This window comes from Streptomyces sp. NPDC088252, assembly GCF_044740965.1.
GTDB lineage: Bacteria > Actinomycetota > Actinomycetes > Streptomycetales > Streptomycetaceae > Streptomyces.
Window position 1 is genome coordinate 133962 of record NZ_JBIURS010000021.1, and the last position, 23956, is coordinate 157917.

A 23956-nucleotide genomic window follows, 5' to 3' on the forward strand; every position below is an offset into this window, starting at 1 on the left:
CGCCGGCCTGCACCCGACGGCAGGAGGGCTGACGGCCCGGTGCACGAGGGAGAGTGGACCAGCGAGCGGCGTCATGCGGCTTCGGATCCGAGGCGGAGGAGGGAGGCGACGCGGAGCATCGTCGACCGACGACAACGCCAAAGGCGGAGTCACGTGACGCCGGGGGCCCGCTCGCTGTCGTGCACCAGGCCGTAAGGTTTCATCAGGGGCACACCCAGATGCCCAGGGACGTCATGCACCGACACCGCAGCGCACCGGACAATACCCAGGAGCTCCTCGTCACCCTCGGGCGTCTGGTCGATCAGGCGCTGGAGAACATCAGGATCCAGCGGGCCCGCGCGGAGCTGGGCATAGCGCTGCAGCGGCACATGCTCCCGGCCGAGCTGCCGCAATTCCCCGGTATCCGGATCGCGGCCCGTTACACGCCCTCGCAGGACGGTCTGGCCGTCGGCGGTGACTTCTACGACGCGTTCGCGATGAAGGACGGGGTGGCGGGGATCGCGATCGGTGATGTGCAGGGGCACGGGGTGGAGGCCGCCGCCTTCATGGGCGAGGCCCGTGCCAGTCTCCGGGCCCTCGCCAGCGTCACGGTCGACCCCGGGGAAGTGCTGGCCTGCGCCAACGACCTGCTGATCTCGCTGGGCTGTGACCTGTTCACGACCTGCTGTCTGCTGAGCATGGTCCCGGGGAGCGGCGAGCTCTCCATCGCCCGTGCCGGGCACGTCCCGATCATCTGGGGCACCGACTCGGGCGACTCGGGCGTCTCCCTGGACGCCGGCGGGGTGCCCCTCGGGATACTGCCCGGCCAGCAGTACCCCGTGACGCGTCGGCGGCTGGTGCAGCCCGGATATCTGGTCCTGGTCACGGACGGCGTCGTGGAAGGCCCCGCCTACCCGATGGACGAGGGGCTGGCCGCCGTCTCCGGGCTGATCGCCTCGGCGGACGGGAGCGATCCCGAGGAGCTGGCTTCGAGGGTGATCCAGGTGGCGGACCTGACCGGTCATGAGGACGACGCCGCCGTTCTCGTCATCCGCTGCGACGGCACACCGGGCGCCGCCCGTGACCTGTCCGGCGGACCGGGGCCGCACCCGCGTCCGTGATCCACCGGACGGGCCCCGGCGGCGAGTACGCCCAGGTGCCCCGTTCGCCGGTTCGGTGGCCGCCCTCCGCACGTCGGACCGGGGGCGTGCCCATGACGTCACGCGTTCCGTCCGCTCCATCGGCGTGGCGTCGGCGCGCCTGACCGCTCGGGACGCCTCGGCCTGGTGTCTGATGCTGCTGTGGTGGACAACGCACGGTTCCGGCAGCACACGGCCACGGTCCTGACGTTCGTGGCGGTGGCCGTCTGCTACTACGCGACGGGCCGCCTGGGACTGCTCCAGCAACTGGTGCGCGGGCAGGTCACGCCCCTGTGGCCGCCGACCGGGATCGCGGTCGCGGCACTGCTCCTGTTCGGTGTGCGGGTCTGGCCCGGAATCGCGATCGGCGCCCTCGCCGTCAACATCTTCCTCGGGCCTTCCGTAGTTCCCGTACTGGTCATCGCGGCCGGAAACACCCTTGCTCCGCTCTGCTCCTACCTGATGCTGCGCCGGGCCGGCTTCCACAACGATCTCGACCGTCTGCGGGACGCGCTGTCGCTGGTCTTCCTCGGTGCGCTGGGCGGCATGCTGATCAGCTCGACCGTGGGCACCGCCACCCTGGTCCTGTCGGGGGCGCTCCGGCCCGGTGGGTTCTGGCCGACGTGGTCGGTGTGGTGGACGGGCGACGCCATGGGCGTCATGGTCGTCACGCCGTTCCTGCTCGTCGTGCGAAGGTTCCGGTGGCCGCGCGGCGCCGGCCTGCCCAGATGGGCCGAGGCGGCAGCCCTGGTGGCGTGCGCGGTGATCGTCACCGGCGTGACGACCGACACCCGCGCCTCCCTGCTCTTTCTCGTGTTCCCCATCCTGATCTGGGCCGCCTTCCGCTTCGAGCGGGCCGGCGCCGCGTGCTGCGCGCTGGGCGTGTCCCTCATCGCGATCCTCGCCGCCGGACGGATGACCGGCCCCTTCGCCCATCGCAGTCTGCTCACCAACATGATCACGCTCCAGGCTTTCAACGGAGCCATCTCGCTCATGGCTCTGCTGCTCGCGGCGGTCGTCACCGAGCGGAACCGCACCTACCAGGAAATCAAGCGACTCTGTGCGCAACTCTCCGAGAAAGTGGCACGACAGGACATCTGAATCACTCGATCGGCCGTGCGAAGGGTGCGCGCACCCGCGATCCGACGCAGGCTGATGGTCGAACGGCACCGCGACGAAGGCAACCGGACGCCGACACTCGGGCGGACGGGCGCCGTAAGAGGTGGAGCCATGCCCCGTGTGTCTGCGAATGTCCATGTGCCCCGCCCCGCCGACGAGATCTTCTCGTTCCTCCGGGATCCGCGGAATCTGGCCGTGTGGTCATCGACCATAGATCACGTGATCGAGGGACCGATCAGCACGGAATTCGGTGACGCGTACACCTGCAAGTTTCCGGGCCGACGCCGGGCGCACCGTCTCACGTGCACCGCGAGCGCACCCGTCGAGTACCTGGCCTTCCGCGGGGCGTGCATGTGGACCCCGCTGGGCCGTCACTCCCCGGAGCTCGAATTCCGGCTGAGTCCGAGCCGCCGGGGAACGATGGTCGATGTGTCGGTCAAGCCCCATCTGGACGGCGGCATGATCATTCTTGCCCCGTTCGTGACGATGGCGTGGCGTCGTGATCTGCCGTCGGAGCTCGGGTGTCTGGCGGAGCTGCTCACCGATGGCGATCTCACCGGCGAAGGACGTGACGGGGCTGCCGGAGCGGGTCCCGACGCCGCGCCGAGCGGCGGTCAGGATGCGGAGCCCTCCGTGGGCTGATGCGGTGGGAGTGGGGCGGCCCCCAGGTCTCCTCCGGATCGCGACCCTCGAACGCCGGACGGGCCCGGTGGCCGAGGGTCGCGATCCGGAGGGGCTACAGCAGGAAGTCGCGCGCGAGCGCCTCCGACGCACGTTCCAGCAGGGGGCCCGCCTGGGCCATGGAGACCGCGGGGTCCGGTTCCAGGTCGCTGAGCGCGTACGCGCGGCTGATACCCGCGGCGGTCAGTGCTTCCGGTGGCAGGGCGAGGCGGCCGCAGACCGCCACCACCTCGATGCCCGCGGCGCGGGCAGCCGCGGCCACGCCTGCCGGGGCCTTGCCGTGGAGGGTCTGCTCGTCGAGCGATCCCTCCCCGGTGATCACCAGAGTGGCCCGCGCCAGCGCCGGGGCGAAGCCGAGGACGTCGAGCATCACCTCGATACCGGGGCGGAACCGGGCGCCGAGAGCGACCAGCGCCCCGTAGCCGATGCCGCCCGCCGCACCCGCGCCGGGCAGCGCGGCGTGTTCCGGGCCGAGGACGGACGCGTAGTGGGCGAGCGCGGCGTCGAGGGTCGCGATGTCCTCCTGCGTCGCGCCCTTCTGCCGGCCGTACACCTCCGGGGCGCCCTTCGGGCCCGTCAGCGGGTTGTCGACGTCGCTGGCGAGGATGAGGTCCACGTCGGCCATGCGCGGGTCGAGGCCGGACAGGTCCGCCTCGGCCAGGTCGGCGAGCCCGCCGCCACCGGGACCGACGGGCTTGCCGTCCGCGTCCAGGAAACGGGCCCCGAGCGCGGCCAGCATGCCCGCACCGCCGTCCGTGGTCGCGCTGCCACCGACACCGAACACGATCGTCCGGGCACCCGCGTCGAGCGCGGCGGCCAGCAGTTCGCCGGAGCCGTACGTCGTGGCCGTGAGCGGGGCGAACGTCCCTGCGGGGAGGTGCTGGAGGCCGGAGGCCTCGGCCATCTCCACCACTGCGGTGGTGTCGCGCAGCGCGTACGCCGCGGTCACCGGATCTCCGAGCGGCCCGGTGACCCGCGCCTCACGGCGCTCGAACCCTGCGGCCACCGCCGCCGCCACCGTGCCGTCGCCACCGTCCGCCACGGGCAGGGTCTCGACGCCCACATCGGGGACGACGCGCCGCAGTCCGGCCGTCACCCGCTTCGCGACCTGCACGGCCGTGAGCGAGCCCTTGAACTTGTCCGCCGCGACGAGCACGCGTGCGGTCTCCATCACTGCTCCGTCCGCCACCTTGAATCCCTTGCTTTCGAACAGGCAGTCGCGCCGCCCCCGACCCTATCCGCAGCGCATACCCGCTGCCCAGAGTCGTCTCACCCCGGCGCCTCCCCACTACGCTGCCCGCGTGACCACCACTGACTACGCCACCTACATCGCGGGGCTCCCCCGGGTGCTGGCCGCCGCCGCCACCGTGTTCCGGGACGCCCGGGGGCACGTGCTGCTCGTCGAGCCGAACTACCGGGAAGGCTGGGCGCTGCCCGGCGGGACCGTCGAGTCCGACACCGGCGAGAGCCCCAGGCAGGCCGCGCACCGCGAGACGGTCGAGGAGATCGGTCTCGACCTGAAGCCGGGACGACTGCTCGCGATCGACTGGGCGCGCGGCCCGGAGCGGCCCCCCATCGCCGCCTATCTGTACGACGGCGGAGTGCTGGACGAGGCCGCCCTGAAGGCGATCCGGCTGCAGGAGGAGGAACTCCTGTCCTGGGAGCTGGTCGGGCGCGACGCCCTCGGCCATTATCTGCGCGACGGTCTCGCGATGCGTCTGAGGGCGGCACTGGACGTGCTCGACTCCGGCGGCGGCGCGGTGGAACTGGAGGACGGCCGCCCGGTCGCCGGCTGAGCTGCGGGCCCGCTCGCCTCCCAGACGCATCGCCCGACGTATTCGGCCGGTATTCCCGTTGTGTCCCGTTGTCCTGACGGGCCGTCGACTGATAGTCCGGTCGTCTGCTGCCGGACACCCTCGTTCATGTGTCATTGGTCCGCAGTGCACGCTCGACCGGCATCATCCGAACTCCACGACAGCGGAGGGATCATGCGCACGCACACGGGACACCTCGGCGGACTGCTGGCCACGATCGTCGCAGCGTTCGCCTGCACGGCGGTGGTCGCCACGGCGTCGACCGCCACCGCGGAGTCGGCCCCGGCTCCGGCCGCACACCGCGAAATGCCGCTGTCGGTCGACGGCGGCGCCTGGCAGTCGGGCCATGTCCAGGGCATGGCCATCGACCGCCGCAAGGGCTTCATGTACTTCTCGATGACCAATCTGCTGGTCAAGACCGACCTCAAGGGCAAGCCGGTCGGCTCGGTCACCGGCTTCACCGGCCACCTCGGCGATCTGGACTTCAACGAGAAGGACGGCAGGGTCTACGGCTCGCTGGAGTACAAGGAGGCGAAGTCCTTCTACATCGCGATCCTCGACGTCGACCGCATCACCCGGATGGACATGGACGCCCAGTCCACGGGGGTCGTCTCCACCGTCTACCTCGAGGAGGTCGTGAAGGACTTCACCGCCGACATGAACGGCGACGGCGTCTTCGACGGCGACACGGGCAACACACCCGACCACCGGTACGGCTGCAGCGGCATCGACGGTGTCGCGTTCGGACCGGCGTTCGGCGACCGGCGCGGCAGTCGCGGCGAGCGCAGGCTGACGGTGGCGTACGGCGTGTACGCCAACGCCGGCCGTACGGACAACGACCATCAGGTGCTGCTCCAGTACGACGTCACACGGTGGAAGAAGTACGAACGCCCGCTGACCGAGTCCGCCCCGCACACCAGCGGTCCCGCCCATGTCGACGGCAAGTTCTTCGCCTACACCGGGAACACCACGTACGGCGTGCAGAACCTGGAGTACGACGGGTACAGCGGCAACTGGCTGATGGCCGTCTACAAGGGCACCAAGCCCGGCTTCCCCAACTACTCCGTCTTCGCGCTGGACGGTGCGAGGAAGCCGGTGCGCGGCGCCGTCCGCGGGCAGCAGAAGCCGGAGCGCGGTCTGCTGCTCCCCCTGCTGCGTGCGGGGGCGTACGACGCGGCGACGGACACCTACGGGTGGCCGGCGCCGGGGCAGTACGGACAGTACGGGCTCATCTCGCTCGACGACGGCCGGTTCTACGTCGCGCGCAGCGGCACGGTCCAGGACGGCGGCGTCACCAGGCAGACCGCCCGTGCCGTGCTGAACACCTGGACCGGCCGGACCCCTTCGCCGTTCAGCCCTGTCCCGCATCCTGCCGAGCCCACGGGATCCGGCACCGGGTGAAATGACCTCGCAGGTGATGGCCGGTGCTGCATAGGCTCGCTCCATGACTCTCGTCGCGATCCTGAGCGGCGCCGGCATCTCCACGGACTCCGGCATCCCCGACTACCGCGGGCCCAACGGGCTCTGGCGCAAGGACCCGGAGGCCGAGAAGCTCGTCACGTACGACTTCTACATGGCCGATCCGGAGATCCGCCGCCGCTCCTGGCAGCTGCGCCGTACCAGCGCGACCTGGGGCGCGGAGCCGAACGCGGCCCACCGCGCGGTCGCGGAGCTGGAGCGCTCCGGCGCCCCGGTGCGGGTCATCACCCAGAACGTCGACGGTCTGCATCAGCTCGCCGGTCTCCCCGCCCGCAAGGTCCTCGAACTGCACGGAACCGCGCGCGAGACGGTCTGCACCCGCTGCCGTGCCCGCTCCCCGATGGCCGAGGCACTGGCCCGGGTCGAGGCGGGCGAGGCCGACCCGCCGTGCGCGGCCTGCGGAGGCATCCTGAAGTCGGCGACGGTCATGTTCGGTGAGCGGCTCGATCCGGTGGTGCTCGGCGAGGCGATGTCGATCGCCAGGGCGTGCGAGGTGTTCATCGCGGTCGGCACGACACTGCAGGTGCAGCCCGCCGCCTCGCTGGCGGGGATCGCGGTGGACAACGGGGCGCGGCTGATCGTCGTGAACGCGGAACCCACGCCGTACGACGAACTGGCCGACGAGACCATCCGCGAGCCCATCGGCACGGCGCTGCCGGCACTGCTGAAGCGGCTGACCGCCGCTCCGGACACAAGTGCGAGCCCCCGCGGAACGGACTCGTCCGGCTGAGGGCCGGTACGGCCGAAGAGCGACGCCCGTCCCGTCACAGCACCGGCAGCACCGACGACGAAGTGGTGGGCACCGCCTCGTCGCCCGTCGGACAGCCCTCAGTGATCGAGTTCCTGCTGCACGCGGCGCGAGGGACGGAACGTGTACAGGTCGAGGATCTCGGGCGGGTCCACCAGCCCGGGGCCGCCCGCCTCGACCCAGGCGGCGATCTCCCGCACGGCGTCCTGGTCGTTGACCAGCCCGAGCCAGACGGGACGGCCGCCCGCCCTGCGCCCCTGTGCCGAGGGCTGTACGACGACGACGTCGGCCTGCTCACAGGCGTCCAGGCACTGCACGACTCGGACCGTGGCCGTTTCGCCGAGCGTGCGGCGCAGCTCGGCTAGCTGAGCTGCGTGGTCCAGTTCCGGGATCTTCGGTGTTCCGCAGCAGCAGCCGCGGCAGACACTGACGGTGGGCCGGGGCGTGCCCTGGGCGGGAACGGCCTTGCGGGCGCGGCGGCTCATGCGGGGACACTTCCGGTGCGGGCGCGGATGATCACCGTGGGACTGTATCGATCCGCGCCTCCGGATCGAACACCTGCACTGCGTCGTCGGCCGATGCGGTAGTGTTGACGGCTGCGAAGGGGAGTAGCCCCGCAAACCGGTCGTCGACACACTGGAACCCTCGGGTTCCCGGTGGCCGGGCTCGTGGATCGGTACGGGCGGGCGAGACCTTCGGTCAGGTATGACACGCCCGCGCCCCGTGGGCGCTGACGTCATGCCGGGCCGAGTGGTCCTCCGAAAGCCCGAGTGGCGCTTCGCGAAGGCCCGGGGCCCGGCTCTCACAGAAAGCCACCCGGAATGCACCTCGACCCCCTGGCGATCCTCACCGCCTTCGGGCTGATCTTTCTCGCGGAACTCCCCGACAAGACGATGTTCGCGTCGCTTGCCATGGGCACCCGCATGCGTCCGCTGTACGTCTGGTTCGGTACGTCGTCCGCGTTCATCGTGCACGTCGCCATCGCCGTCGGGGCGGGCAGCCTGATCGGGCTGCTGCCCGACTGGATCGTCAAGCTCGTCTCGGCTTCCCTCTTCGCGTTCGGGGCGTTCATGCTGCTGCGCAATGGCGGCGGCGAAGACGAGGACGAGGGCGGCACCAAGACGGTGACCGGCTTCTGGCCGGTCTACTCGACCGCGTTCATGGCTGTCTTCATCAGTGAGTGGGGCGACCTCACCCAGATCACCACGGCCAACCTGGCCGCGAGCAACGGCACCTGGTCCACGGCCATCGGGTCCGCCGCCGCCCTGATGTCCGTCTCGGCACTGGCGCTGCTCGCGGGGCAGTTCATCGCGAAGCGGGTGCCGCTCAAGACGGTGCAGCGGATCGGCGGGCTCTGCATGCTGGGACTGGCGATCTGGACCCTGGTGGAGATCTTCATCGGCTGACGTCCTCGCCGCATCGGTCCGCTCCCGAGCGGCCTCCGGACGGGCTCGGTCCTCCGAGCCCGTCCTCGCGTTTCCGGACCCGTCCTCGCGTTTCTTTCCATGGGCGGCGTCGCACGGCGTGGGCGGCGTCACGCGCCGACGGTGTCAGAAGAGCGCCGGGGTGGAGTCCTGTGTGCCGTTCTCGAAGGCCAGCAGCCGCTGCTTGCGGTCGAGCCCGCCGCCGTAGCCGGTGAGGCTGCCCGAGGCGCCGATGACCCGGTGGCAGGGGACGATGATGCCCACCGGGTTCTTGCCGTTGGCGAGGCCCACCGCACGCGAGGCGCCGGGTTTGCCGAGGAGCTCGGCCAGTTCGCCGTACGAGCGGGTCTCGCCGTACGGGATCAGCTGGAGCTGCGCCCATACGCTGCGCTGGAACGGGGTGCCGTCCAGATGCAGTGGGAGGTCGAACTCGCGCAGTTCCCCGGCGAAGTAGGCGTCCAGCTGGCGGATCGTCTCCGTGAAGGGGCGCGGGTCGGGGTCGCCGAAGGTCTCCTCGGGCGGGCGGTGCCGCTGGTCGGTCATGTAGAGGCCCGCGAGGACGCCGTCGGTGGCGACGAGGGTGAGCGGACCGTACGGGCTGTCGACGACCGTGTGCTGCCGGATCGCCTCGCGCGTATGCGTCGCCGTCATGGGTTGACTTCCCAACTTGCTCATACGGGCAGGTGGTTGATGGGGTGATCATCCACGGTCCAAAGATACTGGACCGCGTAGGCCCGCCAGGGCCGCCAGGCGGCCGCACGGGCGGTGAGCGCCGCGGGCGTCGACGGGAGGCCGAGTTCCTCGGCCGCGCGCCGGATGCCGAGATCGGTGGGGAGGAAGGCGTCCGGGTCGCCGAGCGCCCGCATCGCGATCACGTCGACGGTCCAGGGGCCGAAGCCGGGCAGGGCGGCCAGTTCGACCCTCGCCCCCTCCCAGTCGGTGTCGGTGCCGAGCCGCAGTCCGCCGTCGGCGAGTGCGGTGACCAGCGTGGTGAGGGTGGTGCGGCGGCTGCGCGGCAGGGCGAGCTGTTCGGGGTCGAGCCCGGCGAGGGCCTCGGGCGTCGGGAAGAGATGGGTGAGGCCGCCCTCCGGGTCGTCGACCGGGAGGCCGTGCGCGGCGACAAGCCGGGCCGCGTGGGTCCGGGCGGCGGCGGTCGAGACCTGCTGGCCGAGCACCGCCCGTACGGCGAACTCCGCGCCGTCGACGGTACGCGGCACCCGTCGGCCCGGGGCCTTGTCGACCAGCGGGGCGAGCAAGGGATCGGAGCGCAGTTGGTCGTCGACGGCCACCGGGTCGGCGTCCAGGTCGAGCAGCCAGCGGCAGCGGCTGATCGCGAGGGTGAGATCGCGTGGATCGGTGAGGAGGAGCCGGCAGCCGATGTGGCCGGGGTGCGGGGTGAGGGCGACGATGCCGTGTCCGTGCCCGAGGGTGAGCGTGCGGCGGTAGGCGCCGTCGCGCCACTCCTCGACGCCGGGGACCGCGGTCGCGGCGAGGTGGCCGAAGAGGTTGGTGGGGTTGAGCGGGGCCCGGTACGGCAGCCGCAGCGCTATCACGCCGGGTGTGGGCGACGGTGTCGTGGACCTGGCGGCACGGCTGCGCAGTTCGCCCGGGGCGAGCGCGAAGACCTCACGGACGGTGTCGTTGAAGGTGCGGATCGAGGAGAACCCGGCGGCGAAGGCGACCTCGGCCATGGGGAGCCCGGTCGTCTCGATGAGCAGCCGCGCGGTCTGGGCGCGCTGCGCGCGGGCCAGGGCGAGCGGGCCGGCGCCCAGCTCGGCGAGCAATTGGCGCTCGATCTGCCGGGCGGAGTAGCCCAGCCGGGCCGCGAGTCCGGGGACGCCCTCACGGTCGACGACACCGTCCCGGATCAGCCGCATCGCGCGGGCGACGGAGTCGGCGCGCGCGTTCCACTCCGGGGAGCCGGGGGTGGTGTCGGGCCGACAGCGCTTGCAGGCCCGGAATCCGGCCTGCTGGCAGGCGGCGGCGCTGGGGTAGAAGGTCATGTTCTCGACCTTGGGCGGTACGACGGGGCAGCTGGGACGGCAGTAGATACGAGTGGTCAGGACCGCCGTGAAGAACCAGCCGTCGAAGCGGGCGTCCTTGGACTGGACGGCCCGCACGCAGCGCTCGGTGTCGGTATGCATGGTCCAAGGATCGGTCACCGGCCACCCGCGAGCTGGCGAAAATCCGACATCAACCTTCCATGGCCAGGAACTCTTCGAATTCATCTCGCGAATGAACACGAATGGACACGAATGAAGTCGAAGGAGCGCTGATCACTCCTGAGCAGAATGATCAAAAGGGCGGTCAATGAACATTACCAGCGTCCTTCCGGCTCCCTCCCGGCACGCGACCCTGGCGTTCCCGTCGCCGTCGCAGGACAGGCAGCCGGGTACGGAGCGCTCCTCCCCGGACGCCCTTCGGACCCACATCCGGGAGACCATCGATGAAACGTACGGCTCGCACGGCAACCGCACCGGCCGCCGCCGTCGCGCTCGCGGCAGCCGGATCCGTCACCAGCCTCGCCGCCACCGACAACGACGCCGAGAACCTCACGACCTGGGCCGTAGCACCGCAGAAGAAGGTGACCCCGCAGACCCCCGAACAGGACGAGTACAACAAGACGCACGGCCGCCCCCTCCCCGCCCCCGAACTCCTCCAGCCGACGCTCGATACCGGCCTCGGAAATTACCGGACCCGTCCACGGAACTCGTTGCGTGGCGATTACGAGTGCGCCGCCTCGGACGTGCTCGCCGACCTCTCGCAAAAGTGGATCAAGGAATTCGAAAAGAAATATCCCAAGGTCCACATCAGCGTGAACCCGCCCTACGCCGGAAGCCTCGGCGCCCTGGAGCTGATCAAGGGCAAGCTCGACTGCGTCTTCGTGTCGCGTGAACTCAGACCGACCGACATCCAGGGTTTCCACGACGCCTTCGGCTACGACCCGCTCAGCATCCCCATGTCCGGCGGAAGCTACCGGCACTTCGGCTTCCTCGACTCCGTCGGGTTCATGGTCAACAAGAAGAACCCGGTGGACAAGCTCTCCCTCGACCAGCTCGACGCGATGCTGTCCACCACCCGCAACCGCGGCGGCGAGGCCGCCACTACCTGGGGCGATCTGGGCGCGACCGGCGACTGGGCCGACAAGCCGGTCCACATCGTGGGCCTTCAGCCGTGGAACGGCTTCGAGGAGTTCGTCCGCCAGCGGGTGCTCGACCACGACGGCGAACGCGGCGAATGGCGCCCGGGAGCGGCGGACGGCACGACTCCCGCCGATCCCGCGGTGCACTGGGAGAAGACCGTCTTCAACCTCTCCAAGGCCGTCTCCGAGGACCCCTACGCCATCGGATACACGGGGATGGCCTACGTCGACTCGGCGGTCGAGGTCATCTCTCTGAGCGACCACGCCGGCGACCCTGCATACGCCCCCACCTACGAGAACGTCGCCTCGGCCGCGTACCCCCTGAGCCGGGTCACGTACTTCAACGTCAACAACAAGCCGGGGAAGCAGCTGGACCCGGTCATGGAGGAACTGATCCGGTTCATTCTCAGCAAGCAGGGCCAGCGGGTGGTTTCGGGGCAGCAGGTATTCCTGCCGCTGCGCTCGGGGCAGACGCGCGACAGCCTCGACGTGCTCGACGCGGCTCCCTGACCCCCTTGCCGCGGCTCCGGTCCGGACGGTCGCGCACGCCCGGACCGGAGCCGCACACACCAGCAGTTTGATAATGGGATCCATTTTCATGTAACTTGCGGAGCCGCCCATCGAACCAGGAGACCGACATGGCCGTCCCCAAGCGGAAGATGTCCCGCAGCAACACCCGCCACCGCCGTGCCCAGTGGAAGGCCGCACCGGCACAGCTGACGCCGATCACCGTCGACGGCGCCACCCATCTCGTACCGCAGCGGCTGGCCAAGGCCTACGAACGCGGGCTTCTGCACCCCGCGGGCTGAGCCCTTCACGCACGACCGGCCGCCCGCGAGCACGAGCACCCCGAACTCGTACCGCAGGCCTGAAAGAACTCCGGGTCGGGCAGTGGTCGCGGCCGCGGCACCGCCCGACCCGGTACGTACGACACGGGCCGCAGCACCCACAGCCCCGCGGCCGCACAGGCACACAAACACGCAGCCCCGGCGAGCCGATTCGGCCACCGGGGCTGCGTCATGTCACACCTTCGATGCCATGCCATGTCACATCGTCAAAGTCGCGCCATGTCACATCGCCAGGGCCCTGCGTGGCCACACCTTCACACAGCTCGCCACCGCAGCAGGGGCGGCGCCGCGAACGGCACCCGAAGGGCGACTCCAACAGGCAGGCCGCACCTCTGCCGCCGGAGATCGCGAACGGCCGCTCCTGCCGGCGGCCGCCTCACCAGGAGGACTTGGTGACTCCGGGGAGAAATCCCGCATGGGCCTGCTCACGCATGCGCACACGGGAGAGACCGAACTTCCGCAGATGTCCGCGCGGCCGCCCGTCCACGCCGTCCCGGTTTCGCAGCCGGGTCGCGCTGGCGTCGCGCGGCTGACGCCGGAGCTCGTCCACAGCGGCGCGGCGCTCGGCATCCGTCGAGGACGGGCGACGGGCGATCTCCTTCAACTCGGCGCGACGGGCGGCGTACCGCTCGACGATCACCCTGCGCTTCTCGTTCTGCGCGATCTTGCTCTTCTTGGCCATCAGACCTTCACTCCCCTGGCACGGATCCGGGCGACGGCCGCCTCGATCCCGATGTCGTCGATCGTCCTGATCGCCTTGGCACTGAGCGTCAGCCGGACGTTCCGGGCCTCACTCGGCAACCAGTACCTCTTGTGCTGGATGTTGGGGTCGAACCGACGCGAGGTGCGCCGATGCGAGTGGGAGATGTTGTTGCCGAACCCCGGCCGGGCGCCGGTCAGTTGGCAGTGGGCGGACATGGCGTCACCTGCTCCCCACGGCGAACCGCGTATTGGAAATGGAAATCATTGCCATATAGTAGCGCCCATGGCACGCAACGAACTACGCCCCGTCGTCAAGCTCCGCTCCCCCGCCGGGACCGGCTACACCTACGTCACCCGCAAGAACCGTCGGAACGATCCCGAGCGCATGGTTCTGCGCAAGTACGACCCGGTCGCCCGCAAGCACGTCGACTTCCGCGAAGAACGCTGACCGATCCCCCGCCCGAGCCAGAAGGACACCTCATGAAGCCCAAAATCCATCCCCCGTACGGTCCCGTCGTCTTCCGCGACAAGGCCGCCGGCTCCGCCTTCCTCACCCGTTCCACCGCGACCAGCGACAAGACCGTCGAGTGGGAGGACGGCAACACCTACCCCGTCGTCGATGTCGAGATCTCCTCCGCGAGCCACCCCTTCTACACGGGTACCGCCCGCGTGCTGGACACCGCCGGCCGCGTCGAGCGGTTCGAGCGCCGCTACGGCCGCCGCGGGGCGAACTGATGCGGGACCGGTCCCGGTTGCCCGTCGTGATCGTGGGCGGACTCCACTCCGACGCCCGCAAGGAGGTCGTGACGGGACTCCTGCGCACCGTCCCCGGAAGCGTCGCCCTCCACCACGATCTGGCCACCGCCGCCGAAGGCATCGTGCGGCGCCTCGTGCGGGACGCGTCGGGCGAGCTGTCCCGCGGTGACGCCCCGCTCGTCAACGACTGCGCCTGCTGTGCGCTGCGCGAGGACCTGGTCCCCGAGCTGGAGCGGCTGGCCGAAAGCGGTACGGCCAGGCTGGCGATCGTCGAGCTGTGGGACTCCGTCGAGCCCAGGGCGATGGCCGAGGTCGTCGTCGCGCACGGCGGTCACGTACTGGAACTCACCAATGTCATGACCGCCGTCGACCCCGCGCTCGTGCTGCCCTGCCTGGGGAACGGTGACGATCTGGCCGAGGCGGGGCTCGCCGCCGCCACCACCGACCAGCGGACCGTGGGTGACACCTGGGCGAGGCAGCTGGAGTACGCGCCCGTACTCGCTCTCGTCGACGGCGAAGCGGCCGACGACGAGGACCGCGCGCTGCTCACCCAGCTCCACCCCACCGCGCGCCAGGTGCCAGCCGGTTCGGGCGAACTCGGCCAACTGGCCTTCGCCGGCTTCGACGTGGAGACGGCGGCTGCGGCCCAGCACCCCGCCTGCGCCCTGTTGCCGCAGGAGGCGGACGAGGCCGGGGTCGCCACGCTCGTCTGGCGTCGCCGCCGTCCCTTCCACCCCGAACGGCTCTACCAGGCGCTGGAGGATCTGTGCTGCGCGGCCGCACGCAGCCGTGGCCGGTTCTGGCTCGCCGACCGTCCCGACACCTTGCTGGCCTGGGACGCCGCCGGTGGTGCGCTCTGCGTGGAGAACGCCGGACCGTGGCTGGCCTCCCTGCCGGACGCGGCCTGGGACCTGGTGCCCCCGATGCGCAGGGCGGCGGCGTCGCTCGACTGGGACCCCGAGCACGGCGACCGCTGCCAGCACCTCGTCTTCACCTCCCCGGGCCTCGACCGCGAAGGGCTGACGCGACTCCTCGAATCCTGTCTGCTCACCGACACCGAATACGCCGCGGGACCCGAGGCCTGGAAGCGGCTTCCGGCCCCCTTCGACTCGATCCTCGACCCGGTCTCCTGACCACCTTTCAGCTGTGTGCGGCTCTTCGGCCGCTCTTCCCGCAAATCAATCACCAAGGAATGCACATGGCACGACGCACCGACCCGCACAAGCCGCCGAAGTCCCGCCCCAATCCGCTGGACACGGCCGGGATCACCTACATCGACTACAAGGACACCGACCTGCTGCGGAAGTTCATCTCGGACCGAGGCAAGATCCGCAGCCGTCGCGTGACCCGGGTGACCGCCCAGCAGCAGCGGCAGCTCGCACGGGCGATCAGGAACGCGCGCGAGATGGCCCTGCTGCCCTACGCCCACCGATGACCACGCGTGCCGCGTACGTCCGGCGGGCCTTCCCCGCTCATCGGACGCACGCGGCGTCCGACGGAGTCGCCCCCGGGCCGAAGGCATCACCCCGGTGACGGTCACGTAGGTCCGGCGCACACGGACCAGATGTCCTGAAGGAGTGCCGGATAGTCCTCGCCGTACGTGACCACGGCTGCGAAGACCGCGTCCAGAGCCGCGCGGAGCGGATCGGCTTCGGCGGCGCCGAGCAGCGCGGGAACGGCCATGTGCGGCTGCGACATCCGCAGGGACGGGTCGGGTACGCCGAAAGTGACCCTCAGGGTGCGGGATCCAGGGCCGGGAGGGTTCGACGTCCCCAGCGGTTCCGTCGACCACGTCGCCGTGGTTGCGGGGCCCGTCACCGCATATGACGCCTGCTGCGATTCCGGCGTGGACGCGCCCGGGGCCGCGGGCGGCCGGAAGGGAGGCCTTACGGGTGGAACGGCCCGGCCGACCGTCCCGTTCGGAACACGCGGATCGGACTCCAGCGTCTGCCACACGTGTTCCGGATCGTCGAAGGGAGCCGGCAGAGGGCGGCCTTCGGCGAGGGCGGTGAGCGCCTCGGTGATCCAGTCGAGGCGGGTGAGACCAGCCGCCTCGCATGCGCGACGGGCCGCGAGCAGGGCCACCGTGCGCTGGGTTCCGGGGCCTGCCGCGTCGATCGCGTGTACCAGGTCGGCGTCGAATTCCAGCAGGCCGCAGACGTTGCCGCCGACCTCGCGCAGGGCCTGGCCGGGGAGTCTGCCGCCCCACTCCCACTGCTCGAACGCGAGCTCCCGTTCCCGGTCGGCCCGTTCCTGCGCGAGAGCGGCCGCACACTCGCTTTCGGCACGTTCGGCAGGCGTGGCGGGCGATGGCTGCCGACGGGCGTGGTCGTGCCAGTAGGCGGCTATCTCCGCGCTCTGCCGCAGTACGCGGTCCGCTTCGGGCGGGGCGGGCCAGAACTGCAGGAGGTACCGGTCCACCTGTGGTTCCTCGTCCAGCCTGGTGTCCTGCTGAAATGCCCGGTCCATCCCCTGGGCGCAGTACCGCACCCGGTAGTCGGTCATCTCCAGATCCAGCTCCCAGGCGTCCTCGCCCGCCCACTCCGTGAGCGCGCTGTCCACCGAGAGCGGGCGGAAGGACACCTCCACGACGTCCTCCCACGCCGGATCCAGCGGCGGGACCCGGTCGTGCACTTCGACGGTGAAGCCCACGTCGCCCGTGTGCAGCCCGGTGGTCAGCCACAGCGCGCCGGGTATCGCGGCGCCGCACAGTCCCGCCGTCTGGCCGGCGAACGCCTCGTCGAGGTCGGGGCCGGAACTGTCCGGATCGCTCTCGACGTAGATCTGGCCGTAGTGCACATGCACCTCGCCGTCGACCGGTCTGCGCACCATCACTTCCTCCCCGGCACCGACGTGCACCGGCTGTCGCAACCGTGCGCCTCGGGCATTCGCGGCGGCGGACGGCGGGCGTTCACCGCGGCAGAAAGGCGTCGGCCGGGAAGCAACGCTCGGGGCCGGCCGCCGGAGGCCCGTATCCCGCTGCGTCCCGCGGAGTTGCCCCGTCCCTGGACGGCTCGCGACTCCGGTGGGCCGCCATCCGGTCGCCCCGGACGGCGGCCCCGGAGCTGTGACGACCCGGGCCCTGCGATGCTCAGGCCGCCCGCAGGCGCCTCCAGACCGCCTTCGCCGCGTGATGGCCGGACATGCCGTGCACCCCCGGGCCGGGCGGAGTGGCCGAGGAGCACAGGAACACCGCCGGGTGCGCGGTCGCGTACGGCACGCGTGCGAGCTTCGGCCGGATCACCGTCTGGAGCCCGGCGAACGCTCCGCACGCGATGTCGCCGCCGACGTAATTGGCGTTGCGCAGGGCCAGTTGGGGCGGCCCCGCGACCGCTCGGGCGAGCACCAGGTCGCGGAAGCCGGGAGCGAAGCGCTCCAGTTGCCGCTCGATGACGTCGGTGGCATCGCCTTCCCAGCCTGCCGGGACATGTCCGTAGGCCCAGAAGACATGACGGCCCTCGGGTGCGCGGGACGGATCGGCCAGGCTGGGCTGAGCGGTGATCAGGAACGGGACACTGGGGTCGCGGCCGGCCACCGCGGCGCTCAGCGCGGCGTCGATCTCACCGGCCGTGGGGCCGACGTGGACCGTTCCGGCCCGGCGGGCCTCCTCCGCGGTCCAGGGGACAGGGCCCGAGAGCGCGTAGTCGATCTTGAAACAGGACGCGCCGTACCGATAGCCGCGATAGGCGTTGCCCAGCCCCGCGATACGGGCGAGTGCCGTCGGCGAGGTGTCGAAGACGTAGGCGCGGGCGGGCGGGAGCTCGTCGAGGCGCTTGACCTCCGTACCGGTTCGGATCGCGCCGCCCTGTTCGCGTATGTACGAGGCAAGGGCGTCGGAGATGGCCTGCGACCCGCCGCGCGGCACCGGCCAGCCCTTCTCGTGCGCGGCGAGGGCGAACAGCAGGGCGATCCCTCCGGTGGCCACGCCGCTGACGGGGGCTATGGCATGGGCGGCGAGCCCGGCGATCAGGCCGCGCGCCTTCGCGCCGCGGAAGCGGCGGGAGAGCAGCGTCGCGGGCTGGAGCGCGTCGAGACCGAAGCGCACCCAGCGGTACGGGTCACGGGGCAGCCCGTCCCACGGAGTGCGCAGGAAGTCCTCGGCGAGAGTGTCCCAGTGGCCGAGGAACGGGGCGACGAGCCTGCGGTAGGCCCCCGCGTCCTGAGCGCCCAGCGACATGGCGCTCTCCCCCACCGACCCGGTGAGCACGGCCGCCGAGCCGTCCGGAAAGGGGTGGGCGAGCGCCAGCTCGGGGTGCAGCCATTCCAGGCCGTGGCGGGCGAGCGGCATCCCGGCGAACGCGGGCGAGCCGATGCCCAGCGGGTGGACCGCGGAACAGGGGTCGTGACGGAAGCCGGGGAGGGTGAGCTCTTCGGTGCGGGCACCGCCCCCGACCGTCCCGGCCGCTTCGAAGACCTCCACGGCGAAGCCACGGCGGGCCAGTTCGGCCGCGGCGGTCAGTCCGTTGGGCCCCGCCCCCACGACGACGGCATCAAGCATCGACGGCACCTTCGGACTCCTTCGTCAGCCGACGGCCAGGACACCCAGGATATTCCGAGGCACCGACAGCGACGTCGCGGGTAGGGTCGCCGCTCGATGAACACAACGACCCCTTCCTCGCCGTCCTGCCGTCCGCTCCGCCCGCACCGCGCGTCGCGGGAACAGGACCCGGGGGTCCGGCCATGATCGCCGAACTGCAGTGCGTGGTGCTCGACTGCCCCGATCCCGTACGCCTCGCCGGGTTCTATCACCACCTGCTCGGCGGAGAGGTCGATCGGCCGGACGCGCGGTGGGCGGTGGGTGACGGGTGGGCGACGCTCCACACGGCTGCCGGGCCGGTCCTCGCCTTCCAGCGGGTGGCGGACCACCGGCCGCCTCGATGGCCGGACCCGGCACACCCCCAGCAGTTCCATCCGGACTTCGGTGTCGCGGATCCGGACGCGGCGCAGATCCAGGTCGTGGCGGCGGGAGCGACGGTCCTCGACGACGGCGCCGGGTCGGGGCGGCCGTGGCGGATCTACGCGGACCCGGCGGGGCATCCGTTCTGCCTGGTCGGGCACGGCAACGGCGCGGTGTGACCGTACCCCGGATCCCCAGTCCCGCTGGATGGCCGTGAGACAGCGGGCGAGCAGACCCCGCAGGTCTTCCCGTTCCTGCGGGGTGAACTCGTCCCTCACCCGGCCCACCTGATGGACACGCGGGCCGTGCGCGAGTACGGGCTGACGCCGGCCGTCCCCGTCGAGGAGGGCGTACGGCCCACCGTGCGGCTGATCACCGACCCTGCCCTGTCGGAGGTCACCGGCAGATACTTCGACCGGTTCACGGAGAAGTCCGCACCTGAGCAGGCCTACACCCCGCGGGCCCGCGCCCGGCTCAGGGCATGGACGCAGGAACTTCTCGGCGCTCCGGTCAGGCTTCGCCGCGCAGCGCCTGAAGGATGCGTTCCGCGGTCGCCGCGTCGCGGGCCGCCGTGAACGGCATGGCGTTTGGGCCGGCTATGCGGAACGGGGCGCCGGAGAGCGTGGCCTGGGCCCCGCCTGCCTCGGTGACCAGGAGCAGCCCCGCCGCGTGGTCCCAGGCGTACTCCCAGGTGAAGGCGACCGCGTCCTGGTCGCCGCGCGCGACGGCGAGGTATTCGAGACCGGCCGAACCGCAGGGGCGGGCGTCGATGCCCTCGGCGCCCAGGCCGAGCAGGGCACGCTTCTGCTCGTCCGTGGTGTAGTCGGGGTGGGACATGGCCACGCGCAGAACGGCGCCGGGCGCGGGCGAGCCGGAACGGATCGGCTTGCCGTTGAGCGTGGCGCCGTGGCCGCGGATCGCGACCGCCATGTCGTCGAGTGCCGCCGCGTACGTCCAGGAGGCGAGGAGTTCGCCACGGTGGGCGAGGGCGACCAGCGTGCAGAAGCCCGTTTCGCCCCGGACGAACTGGCGGGTGCCGTCGACGGGGTCGACGATCCACACCGGTGCGTCGCCGCCCAGGGCGTCGTACACCTTCGGATCTGCGTGGACCGCCTCCTCGCCGACGACCACCGAGCCGGGCAGGAGCCGGGTCAGGGACATGGTGAGGTGTTCCTCGGCGAGGCGGTCGGCGGTGGTGACGAGGTCGTGCGGGCCGCTCTTCTCGACGATCTCGTGCGCGGCGAGCTGCCGGTGGCGCGGCATGATCTCGGCGGCGGCCGCTGCGCGGACCGCAGCCTCGACCTCGGTCCGGCGTCCGGCGTCCCAGGTGTTCTCAGCGAGAAAGTCATCGATCACGACCCCAGCTAAGCACGGCCCTCCGAGAGGCCGATGACCTGGTCATTGCGGGAAGGTGACCGGTCAGCGTCCGACGGCGTATCCCTGCATGCCGCGCGGGTTCGCGGCCGCGGAGAGCACTCCCGTCCCGGGGTCGCGGGCCACGGCACACATCCGGCCCTCGGACCAGGGGTCGCCCACGGTGACATCGTGGCCGCGGCGGCGCAGCTCCGCGACGACCTCCGGGTCCATGCGCTCCTCGACGGTGACGCTGCCGGGTCGCATCCCGCGCGGGAAGAAGGAGCCTGGGAAGCTGTCGTTGTGCCAGTTCGGGGCGTCGACGGCGCCCTGGAGGTCGAGACCGCCGCGGACCTCGGCGCGCAGGGCGACCGCCAGGAAGAAGTGGACCTGCCACTGGTCCTGCTGGTCCCCGCCGGGGGTGCCGAACGCCATGACCGGCTCGCCGTCGCGCAGGGCGAGGGACGGGGTGAGGGTGGTGCGGGGGCGCCGTCCGGGGGTGAGGGAGTTCGGCAGGCCCTCGTCGAGCCAGGCCATCTGGAGGCGGGTGCCGAGCGGGAAGCCGAGCTCCGGCACGACCGGGTTGGACTGCAGCCAGCCGCCGCTGGGGGTGGCGGAGACCATGTTGCCCCAGCGGTCGACCACGTCGACATGGCAGGTGTCGCCACGGGTCGTACCGTTCGCGTCGACGGTCGGCTCCCCGATTCCGGCGCGGGTCTTCGTGACGGTCGGCTCCCCGGCCCCGGGACCGCTCTTCGCCACCGTCGGTTCACCGACGCCCGCCGTCGAGATGCCCAGGGCGTCGAACCCGGCTGCGCCGACGGCGACGGCGTGGGCGTGTCCGCTGAGGACGGGGGTGCGGCCGTCCGGGCTGCCGGGCCGCAGTTCGCGCGAGGCCCGGTCGGTGATGAGGGCACGGCGTTCGGCGTTGTAGGGCTCGGAGAGCAGCGTGTCGAGGGGTACGTCGGCCGCGTCGCCGTACCAGGCCTCGCGGTCGGCCATCGCGAGCTTGCAGCCCTCGATGAGCAGGTGGACGTATTCGGCGGAGCCGTACCGCGGCAGCTCGGCGGGGAGCAGCGCGAGCTGCTGGAGGAAGGCGGGGCCCTGGCTCCAGCCGCCCGCCTTGGCGAGCGTCCACCCGTTCCAGTCGTACGTGGCGGGCGCCTCGTAGGACGCGGACCAGCCGGCCAGGTCGCCGGCGGTGAGGGTGCCGGTGCGGCGGGAGCCGCTGGTGTCCATGGTGGGGCGGGCGGCCTGGCGGACCAGGGCCTCGGCGACGAAGCCCTCGCTCCAGGTCTTGCGTGCGGCGTCGATCCGGGCGATGCGGTCCTCGCCGCCGGCCTTCTCCGCCTCGGCGATCAGCCGGCGCCAGGTGGCGGCGAGTGCGGGGTTGCGGAACAGTTGGCCCGGCTGCGGCGACCTGCCACCGGGCAGGTACACGTCGGCGGAGGACCGCCACTCGGTCTCGAAGAGTTCGCGGACGGTCTCGACGGTCTGACCGACCCGTTCGACGGGTGCGTGGCCGTCCTCGGCGTACCCGATCGCGTAGCGCAGCACCTCGACGACGGACTTGGTGCCGTGGTCGCGCAGCAGCAGCATCCAGGCGTCGAAGGCACCCGGCACGGCCGCGGCGAGCGGTCCGGTGCCGGGGACCAGGTCGAGGCCGAGGGAGCGGTAGTGCGCGACGGTGGCGCCGGCGGGGGCCGGGCCCTGGCCGCACAGCACCCGCACCTCGCCGTCCTTCGGCGCCAGGATCATCGGCACCTCACCGGCCGGCCCGTTGAGGTGGGGTTCGACGACATGGAGGACGAACCCGGCGGCGACGGCGGCGTCGAACGCGTTGCCGCCGTCCTCCAGGACGGCCATCGCGGACTGCGAGGCGAGCCAGTGGGTCGAGGACACCATGCCGAACGTGCCCTGGAGAGTGGGCCGGGTGGTGAACACGGATGCGGCTCCTTGCTGCGGCGTGCGGGGTTCTGGAGTGCGGTTCGAAGGGGTCCCGGGCCGGGGCCGGCCCGGAACGAATGTACGGGCATCGGCCGGCCGCACCGAGGGGCGGCGCCGTCGTCCTCGACGAGATGGCGGGAAACCTTTCGGCTGCCGGGCAGTTCACGCAGGTCCGCCACCTCCGCGCGGCACCGGTCGGTGGAGAACGGACAACGGCCCACCGGAAAGCGGCTGTTCGGGGCACCCGCGCGACGACGGACGTCGGCGCCGTCGCAGTTCATGACCGCGGTGCCCCGCAGGCCGGACTTACGGCCTGGTGCACGATGGAGAGTGGATCGGCGAGCGGCGTCATGCGGCTTCGGATCCGAGGCGGAGGAGGGAGGCGACGCGGAGCGTCGTCGACCGACGACCACGCCGGAGGCGGAGTCGTATGACGCCGGGAGCCCGCTCGCCATCGTGCACCAGGCCGTTGCGGCGGCTCAGAGCCAGTCGTCGCGCCGGGGCGGTTCGCAGAGCTCGAAGACGACCTCTCCCGCCTCCTGATCGTCGTCGGCGAGCGGGCGCACTTGCGCGCCGACCGACACCAGATGCGGTGCGGCGCCGACGACTCTGCAGCGGAACACAAAGCCCTCGGGGAGCCGGACGAGGGACTCGTTGCGCGCCGCCTCCGTGTAGCGGTGCACGACACCGGACCTCACCACGACACCCAGTCCGGCGCTGTGTTCGGGCTTCAGATCACTTGACGCGCACACCGGACACAGCAGCCTCCGGAAGGAGGCCGTGCCGCACCAGCGGCAGCGGTGGTAGTTCAGGCCGGCCTTCTCATGCACCGTCTGCACGGTGCCACTTGATGACTGGGACACGTTTCGACCCCCTGCGCTCGGCTCGGATGCGCCGCGGCTGCGCGTCGGCGCGTCCGCACCATAGGGCACTGAGTGTCGATTCGTAAAGGCACTCAGTGCCAGATCATGGTGCGCCCGGGTTCACTCCTGGCCGATGGCGGCCTCGACCTGCTGCACGACGCGCCACATCGGAGCACCCTTCGCGGCAACCATCACCACCACGTCACCTTCGGACGACGGCATGGGCGTGCCCGCGGCGGCCGCACTCCCCCACACCTGGCGCACCAGTCCGAGGGCATGGTCGACCGCGGCCTCGGCGTCCCCCTCGCCGCCCGAACGCAGCCAGGTCCGCAGCCCGTTGTTGTGTGCGGCGACCACGGAGGCGGCTATCACCTCGGCCCGCAGCGCACCGTCCCCCGACTCGCCGTACCGGCCGCGGAGATGACCGGCCAGCGTCTGCTCGTACCGGCGCACCACGGACAGCTCGTACGTGCGCAGTCCGGGCACCTCCCGGGTGAGCCGGTAGCGCTGGACGGAGAACTCCGGGTTGGCGGAGTACATCCGCAGCACGAGCCGGGCCGCGTCGCACACCGCGTCGACCGGATCCACGTCACCGACCGTCGCGAGGAACTCGGTCATGTCGGCGAGGCAGCGCTCGTGATCCGGGAAGACCGCGTCCTCCTTGGAGGGGAAGTACCGGAAGAACGACCGGCGCCCGACCCCGGCCCGCGCCACGATGTCGTCCACCGTGGTCTGTTCGAAACCCCGCTCCAGGAAGAGCGCGAAGGCCGCCTCGGCGAGCACCTCCCGCATGGGGGCCTTCTTCGGTGGTCTGCGTGCGTCAGTCATGCGGGGAACGTAGCACCGGAGAGCCCTTTTTGGCACCAGGTTCCTTTACAGAGGGTACTGAGTGCCATATGGTCGTCCCTACGACCCACACCCAGGTAGGAGAGCCGGCGTGAGCTTGAGGATCGTTGTCTGTGTGAAGTACGTGCCCGACGCCACGGGTGACCGGCATTTCGCCGATGATCTGACGGTGGACCGTGAGGATGTCGATGGTCTGTTGTCGGAGCTGGACGAGTATGC

26 protein-coding genes and 2 pseudogenes are annotated in these 23956 nt (G+C 71.2%); 16 read left to right on the forward strand and 12 right to left on the reverse strand.

Translation table 11 applies throughout. From position 1 onward, the window contains the following. Window positions 1–218: 218 nt before the first annotated feature. The 3 genes from ACIOHC_RS33020 (at window position 219) to ACIOHC_RS33030 (ending at window position 2879) form a co-directional block, all read left to right on the forward strand. Entirely contained in the window at window positions 219–1100 is an 882-nt protein-coding gene (locus ACIOHC_RS33020) for a PP2C family protein-serine/threonine phosphatase (protein ID WP_389637599.1), read from the forward strand. 183 nt (window positions 1101–1283) lie between these two features. Further along, window positions 1284–2219: an MASE1 domain-containing protein gene (locus ACIOHC_RS33025; RefSeq protein WP_351080566.1), complete on the forward strand. Its 936-nt coding sequence runs from the start codon at window positions 1284–1286 to the stop codon at window positions 2217–2219. Between the two features lie 129 nt (window positions 2220–2348). Continuing rightward, entirely contained in the window at window positions 2349–2879 is a 531-nt protein-coding gene (locus tag ACIOHC_RS33030; protein ID WP_351080564.1) for an SRPBCC family protein, read from the forward strand. Between the two features lie 94 nt (window positions 2880–2973). On the opposite strand, the gene ACIOHC_RS33035 is transcribed toward ACIOHC_RS33030, so the two are convergent. Then, entirely contained in the window at window positions 2974–4089 is a 1116-nt protein-coding gene (locus tag ACIOHC_RS33035) for a glycerate kinase (RefSeq protein ID WP_351080562.1), read from the reverse strand. Between the two features lie 130 nt (window positions 4090–4219). On the opposite strand from ACIOHC_RS33035, the gene ACIOHC_RS33040 reads away from it, so the two are divergent. From ACIOHC_RS33040 to ACIOHC_RS33050, 3 genes are all read left to right on the forward strand, one after another. Then, window positions 4220–4714 (forward strand): NUDIX hydrolase, encoded by a 495-nt coding sequence (locus ACIOHC_RS33040; protein ID WP_351080560.1) that lies wholly within the window; start codon window positions 4220–4222, stop codon window positions 4712–4714. A 192-nt stretch (window positions 4715–4906) separates the two neighbouring features. Then, on the forward strand, window positions 4907–6133 hold the full coding sequence (locus ACIOHC_RS33045; RefSeq protein ID WP_351080558.1) for a hypothetical protein: 1227 nt from the start codon (window positions 4907–4909) through the stop codon (window positions 6131–6133). A gap of 43 nt (window positions 6134–6176) precedes the next feature. Beyond that, window positions 6177–6941, forward strand: coding sequence for a Sir2 family NAD-dependent protein deacetylase (locus ACIOHC_RS33050; RefSeq protein ID WP_351080556.1), 765 nt, complete (start codon window positions 6177–6179; stop codon window positions 6939–6941). Between the two features lie 98 nt (window positions 6942–7039). Here the strand turns inward: ACIOHC_RS33050 and ACIOHC_RS33055 are convergent, their stop codons facing one another. Continuing rightward, a complete protein-coding gene (locus ACIOHC_RS33055; protein WP_351080554.1) occupies window positions 7040–7444 on the reverse strand; it encodes a (2Fe-2S) ferredoxin domain-containing protein in 405 nt (134 codons plus the stop codon). 336 nt (window positions 7445–7780) lie between these two features. On the opposite strand from ACIOHC_RS33055, the gene ACIOHC_RS33060 reads away from it, so the two are divergent. Beyond that, window positions 7781–8365, forward strand: coding sequence for a TMEM165/GDT1 family protein (locus ACIOHC_RS33060; protein ID WP_351080552.1), 585 nt, complete (start codon window positions 7781–7783; stop codon window positions 8363–8365). A 144-nt stretch (window positions 8366–8509) separates the two neighbouring features. Here ACIOHC_RS33060 and ACIOHC_RS33065 read toward each other — a convergent pair whose 3' ends face one another. Both ACIOHC_RS33065 and ACIOHC_RS33070 read right to left on the reverse strand, forming a co-directional pair. Then, window positions 8510–9034, reverse strand: a complete 525-nt coding sequence (locus ACIOHC_RS33065; protein WP_351080550.1) for a methylated-DNA--[protein]-cysteine S-methyltransferase — start codon at window positions 9032–9034, stop codon at window positions 8510–8512. 20 nt (window positions 9035–9054) lie between these two features. Next, window positions 9055–10527 (reverse strand): AlkA N-terminal domain-containing protein, encoded by a 1473-nt coding sequence (locus tag ACIOHC_RS33070; protein WP_351080548.1) that lies wholly within the window; start codon window positions 10525–10527, stop codon window positions 9055–9057. A gap of 302 nt (window positions 10528–10829) precedes the next feature. On the opposite strand from ACIOHC_RS33070, the gene ACIOHC_RS33075 reads away from it, so the two are divergent. Together ACIOHC_RS33075 and rpmF are read left to right on the forward strand one after the other, a co-directional pair. Beyond that, entirely contained in the window at window positions 10830–12035 is a 1206-nt protein-coding gene (locus ACIOHC_RS33075; protein WP_401845174.1) for a PstS family phosphate ABC transporter substrate-binding protein, read from the forward strand. Between the two features lie 128 nt (window positions 12036–12163). Then, window positions 12164–12334 carry a 50S ribosomal protein L32 gene (rpmF, locus tag ACIOHC_RS33080; protein ID WP_401845176.1) on the forward strand — a complete coding sequence of 57 codons (171 nt, stop codon included), beginning with the start codon at window positions 12164–12166 and terminating at the stop codon, window positions 12332–12334. A 415-nt stretch (window positions 12335–12749) separates the two neighbouring features. Here the strand turns inward: rpmF and rpsN are convergent, their stop codons facing one another. After that, entirely contained in the window at window positions 12750–13055 is a 306-nt protein-coding gene (gene rpsN / locus ACIOHC_RS33085; protein ID WP_351080542.1) for a 30S ribosomal protein S14, read from the reverse strand. Then, entirely contained in the window at window positions 13055–13291 is a 237-nt protein-coding gene (gene rpmB / locus ACIOHC_RS33090; RefSeq protein ID WP_365694596.1) for a 50S ribosomal protein L28, read from the reverse strand. The genes rpsN and rpmB overlap by 1 nt, the downstream gene beginning before the upstream one ends. 67 nt (window positions 13292–13358) lie before the next feature. Here rpmB and rpmG point away from each other — a divergent pair, with 67 nt between their 5' ends. From rpmG to rpsR, 4 genes are all read left to right on the forward strand, one after another. Further along, the gene (rpmG, locus tag ACIOHC_RS33095; protein WP_351080538.1) at window positions 13359–13523 is read left to right on the forward strand and encodes a 50S ribosomal protein L33; all 165 of its coding nucleotides are present in this window, start codon (window positions 13359–13361) and stop codon (window positions 13521–13523) included. Window positions 13524–13555: 32 nt separating this feature from the next. After that, window positions 13556–13810: a type B 50S ribosomal protein L31 gene (locus tag ACIOHC_RS33100; RefSeq protein ID WP_351080537.1), complete on the forward strand. Its 255-nt coding sequence runs from the start codon at window positions 13556–13558 to the stop codon at window positions 13808–13810. Continuing rightward, on the forward strand, window positions 13810–14964 hold the full coding sequence (locus tag ACIOHC_RS33105; RefSeq protein WP_351080536.1) for a GTP-binding protein: 1155 nt from the start codon (window positions 13810–13812) through the stop codon (window positions 14962–14964). Before ACIOHC_RS33100 ends, ACIOHC_RS33105 begins: the two co-directional genes overlap by 1 nt. Window positions 14965–15029: 65 nt before the next feature. Beyond that, on the forward strand, window positions 15030–15266 hold the full coding sequence (rpsR, locus tag ACIOHC_RS33110; RefSeq protein WP_351080535.1) for a 30S ribosomal protein S18: 237 nt from the start codon (window positions 15030–15032) through the stop codon (window positions 15264–15266). Between the two features lie 101 nt (window positions 15267–15367). Here the strand turns inward: rpsR and ACIOHC_RS33115 are convergent, their stop codons facing one another. Then, on the reverse strand, window positions 15368–16663 hold the full coding sequence (locus ACIOHC_RS33115) for a hypothetical protein (RefSeq protein ID WP_401845180.1): 1296 nt from the start codon (window positions 16661–16663) through the stop codon (window positions 15368–15370). A gap of 259 nt (window positions 16664–16922) precedes the next feature. Next, on the reverse strand, window positions 16923–18338 hold the full coding sequence (locus ACIOHC_RS33120) for an NAD(P)/FAD-dependent oxidoreductase (protein ID WP_351080531.1): 1416 nt from the start codon (window positions 18336–18338) through the stop codon (window positions 16923–16925). A gap of 173 nt (window positions 18339–18511) precedes the next feature. On the opposite strand from ACIOHC_RS33120, the gene ACIOHC_RS33125 reads away from it, so the two are divergent. Together ACIOHC_RS33125 and ACIOHC_RS33130 are read left to right on the forward strand one after the other, a co-directional pair. Further along, window positions 18512–18907 (forward strand): VOC family protein, encoded by a 396-nt coding sequence (locus ACIOHC_RS33125; RefSeq protein ID WP_351080529.1) that lies wholly within the window; start codon window positions 18512–18514, stop codon window positions 18905–18907. A 96-nt stretch (window positions 18908–19003) separates the two neighbouring features. Beyond that, window positions 19004–19303, forward strand: a pseudogene (locus ACIOHC_RS33130) (hypothetical protein); the annotation flags it as partial. Here ACIOHC_RS33130 and ACIOHC_RS33135 read toward each other — a convergent pair. The 4 genes from ACIOHC_RS33135 to ACIOHC_RS33150 form a co-directional block, all read right to left on the reverse strand. Next, complete coding sequence (locus ACIOHC_RS33135; protein ID WP_351080527.1) at window positions 19239–20084, reverse strand: inositol monophosphatase family protein; 846 nt, start codon at window positions 20082–20084, stop codon at window positions 19239–19241. The pseudogene ACIOHC_RS33130 and the gene ACIOHC_RS33135 overlap by 65 nt on opposite strands. A gap of 63 nt (window positions 20085–20147) precedes the next feature. Further along, on the reverse strand, window positions 20148–22025 hold the full coding sequence (locus tag ACIOHC_RS33140) for a gamma-glutamyltransferase family protein (RefSeq protein WP_401845183.1): 1878 nt from the start codon (window positions 22023–22025) through the stop codon (window positions 20148–20150). A 482-nt stretch (window positions 22026–22507) separates the two neighbouring features. Beyond that, window positions 22508–22867, reverse strand: a complete 360-nt coding sequence (locus ACIOHC_RS33145) for a hypothetical protein (protein WP_351087374.1) — start codon at window positions 22865–22867, stop codon at window positions 22508–22510. Between the two features lie 144 nt (window positions 22868–23011). Then, window positions 23012–23683 (reverse strand): TetR family transcriptional regulator, encoded by a 672-nt coding sequence (locus ACIOHC_RS33150; RefSeq protein WP_351087376.1) that lies wholly within the window; start codon window positions 23681–23683, stop codon window positions 23012–23014. A 145-nt stretch (window positions 23684–23828) separates the two neighbouring features. Here ACIOHC_RS33150 and ACIOHC_RS33155 point away from each other — a divergent pair. Continuing rightward, window positions 23829–23956: pseudogene (locus ACIOHC_RS33155) on the forward strand (electron transfer flavoprotein subunit beta); the annotation flags it as partial.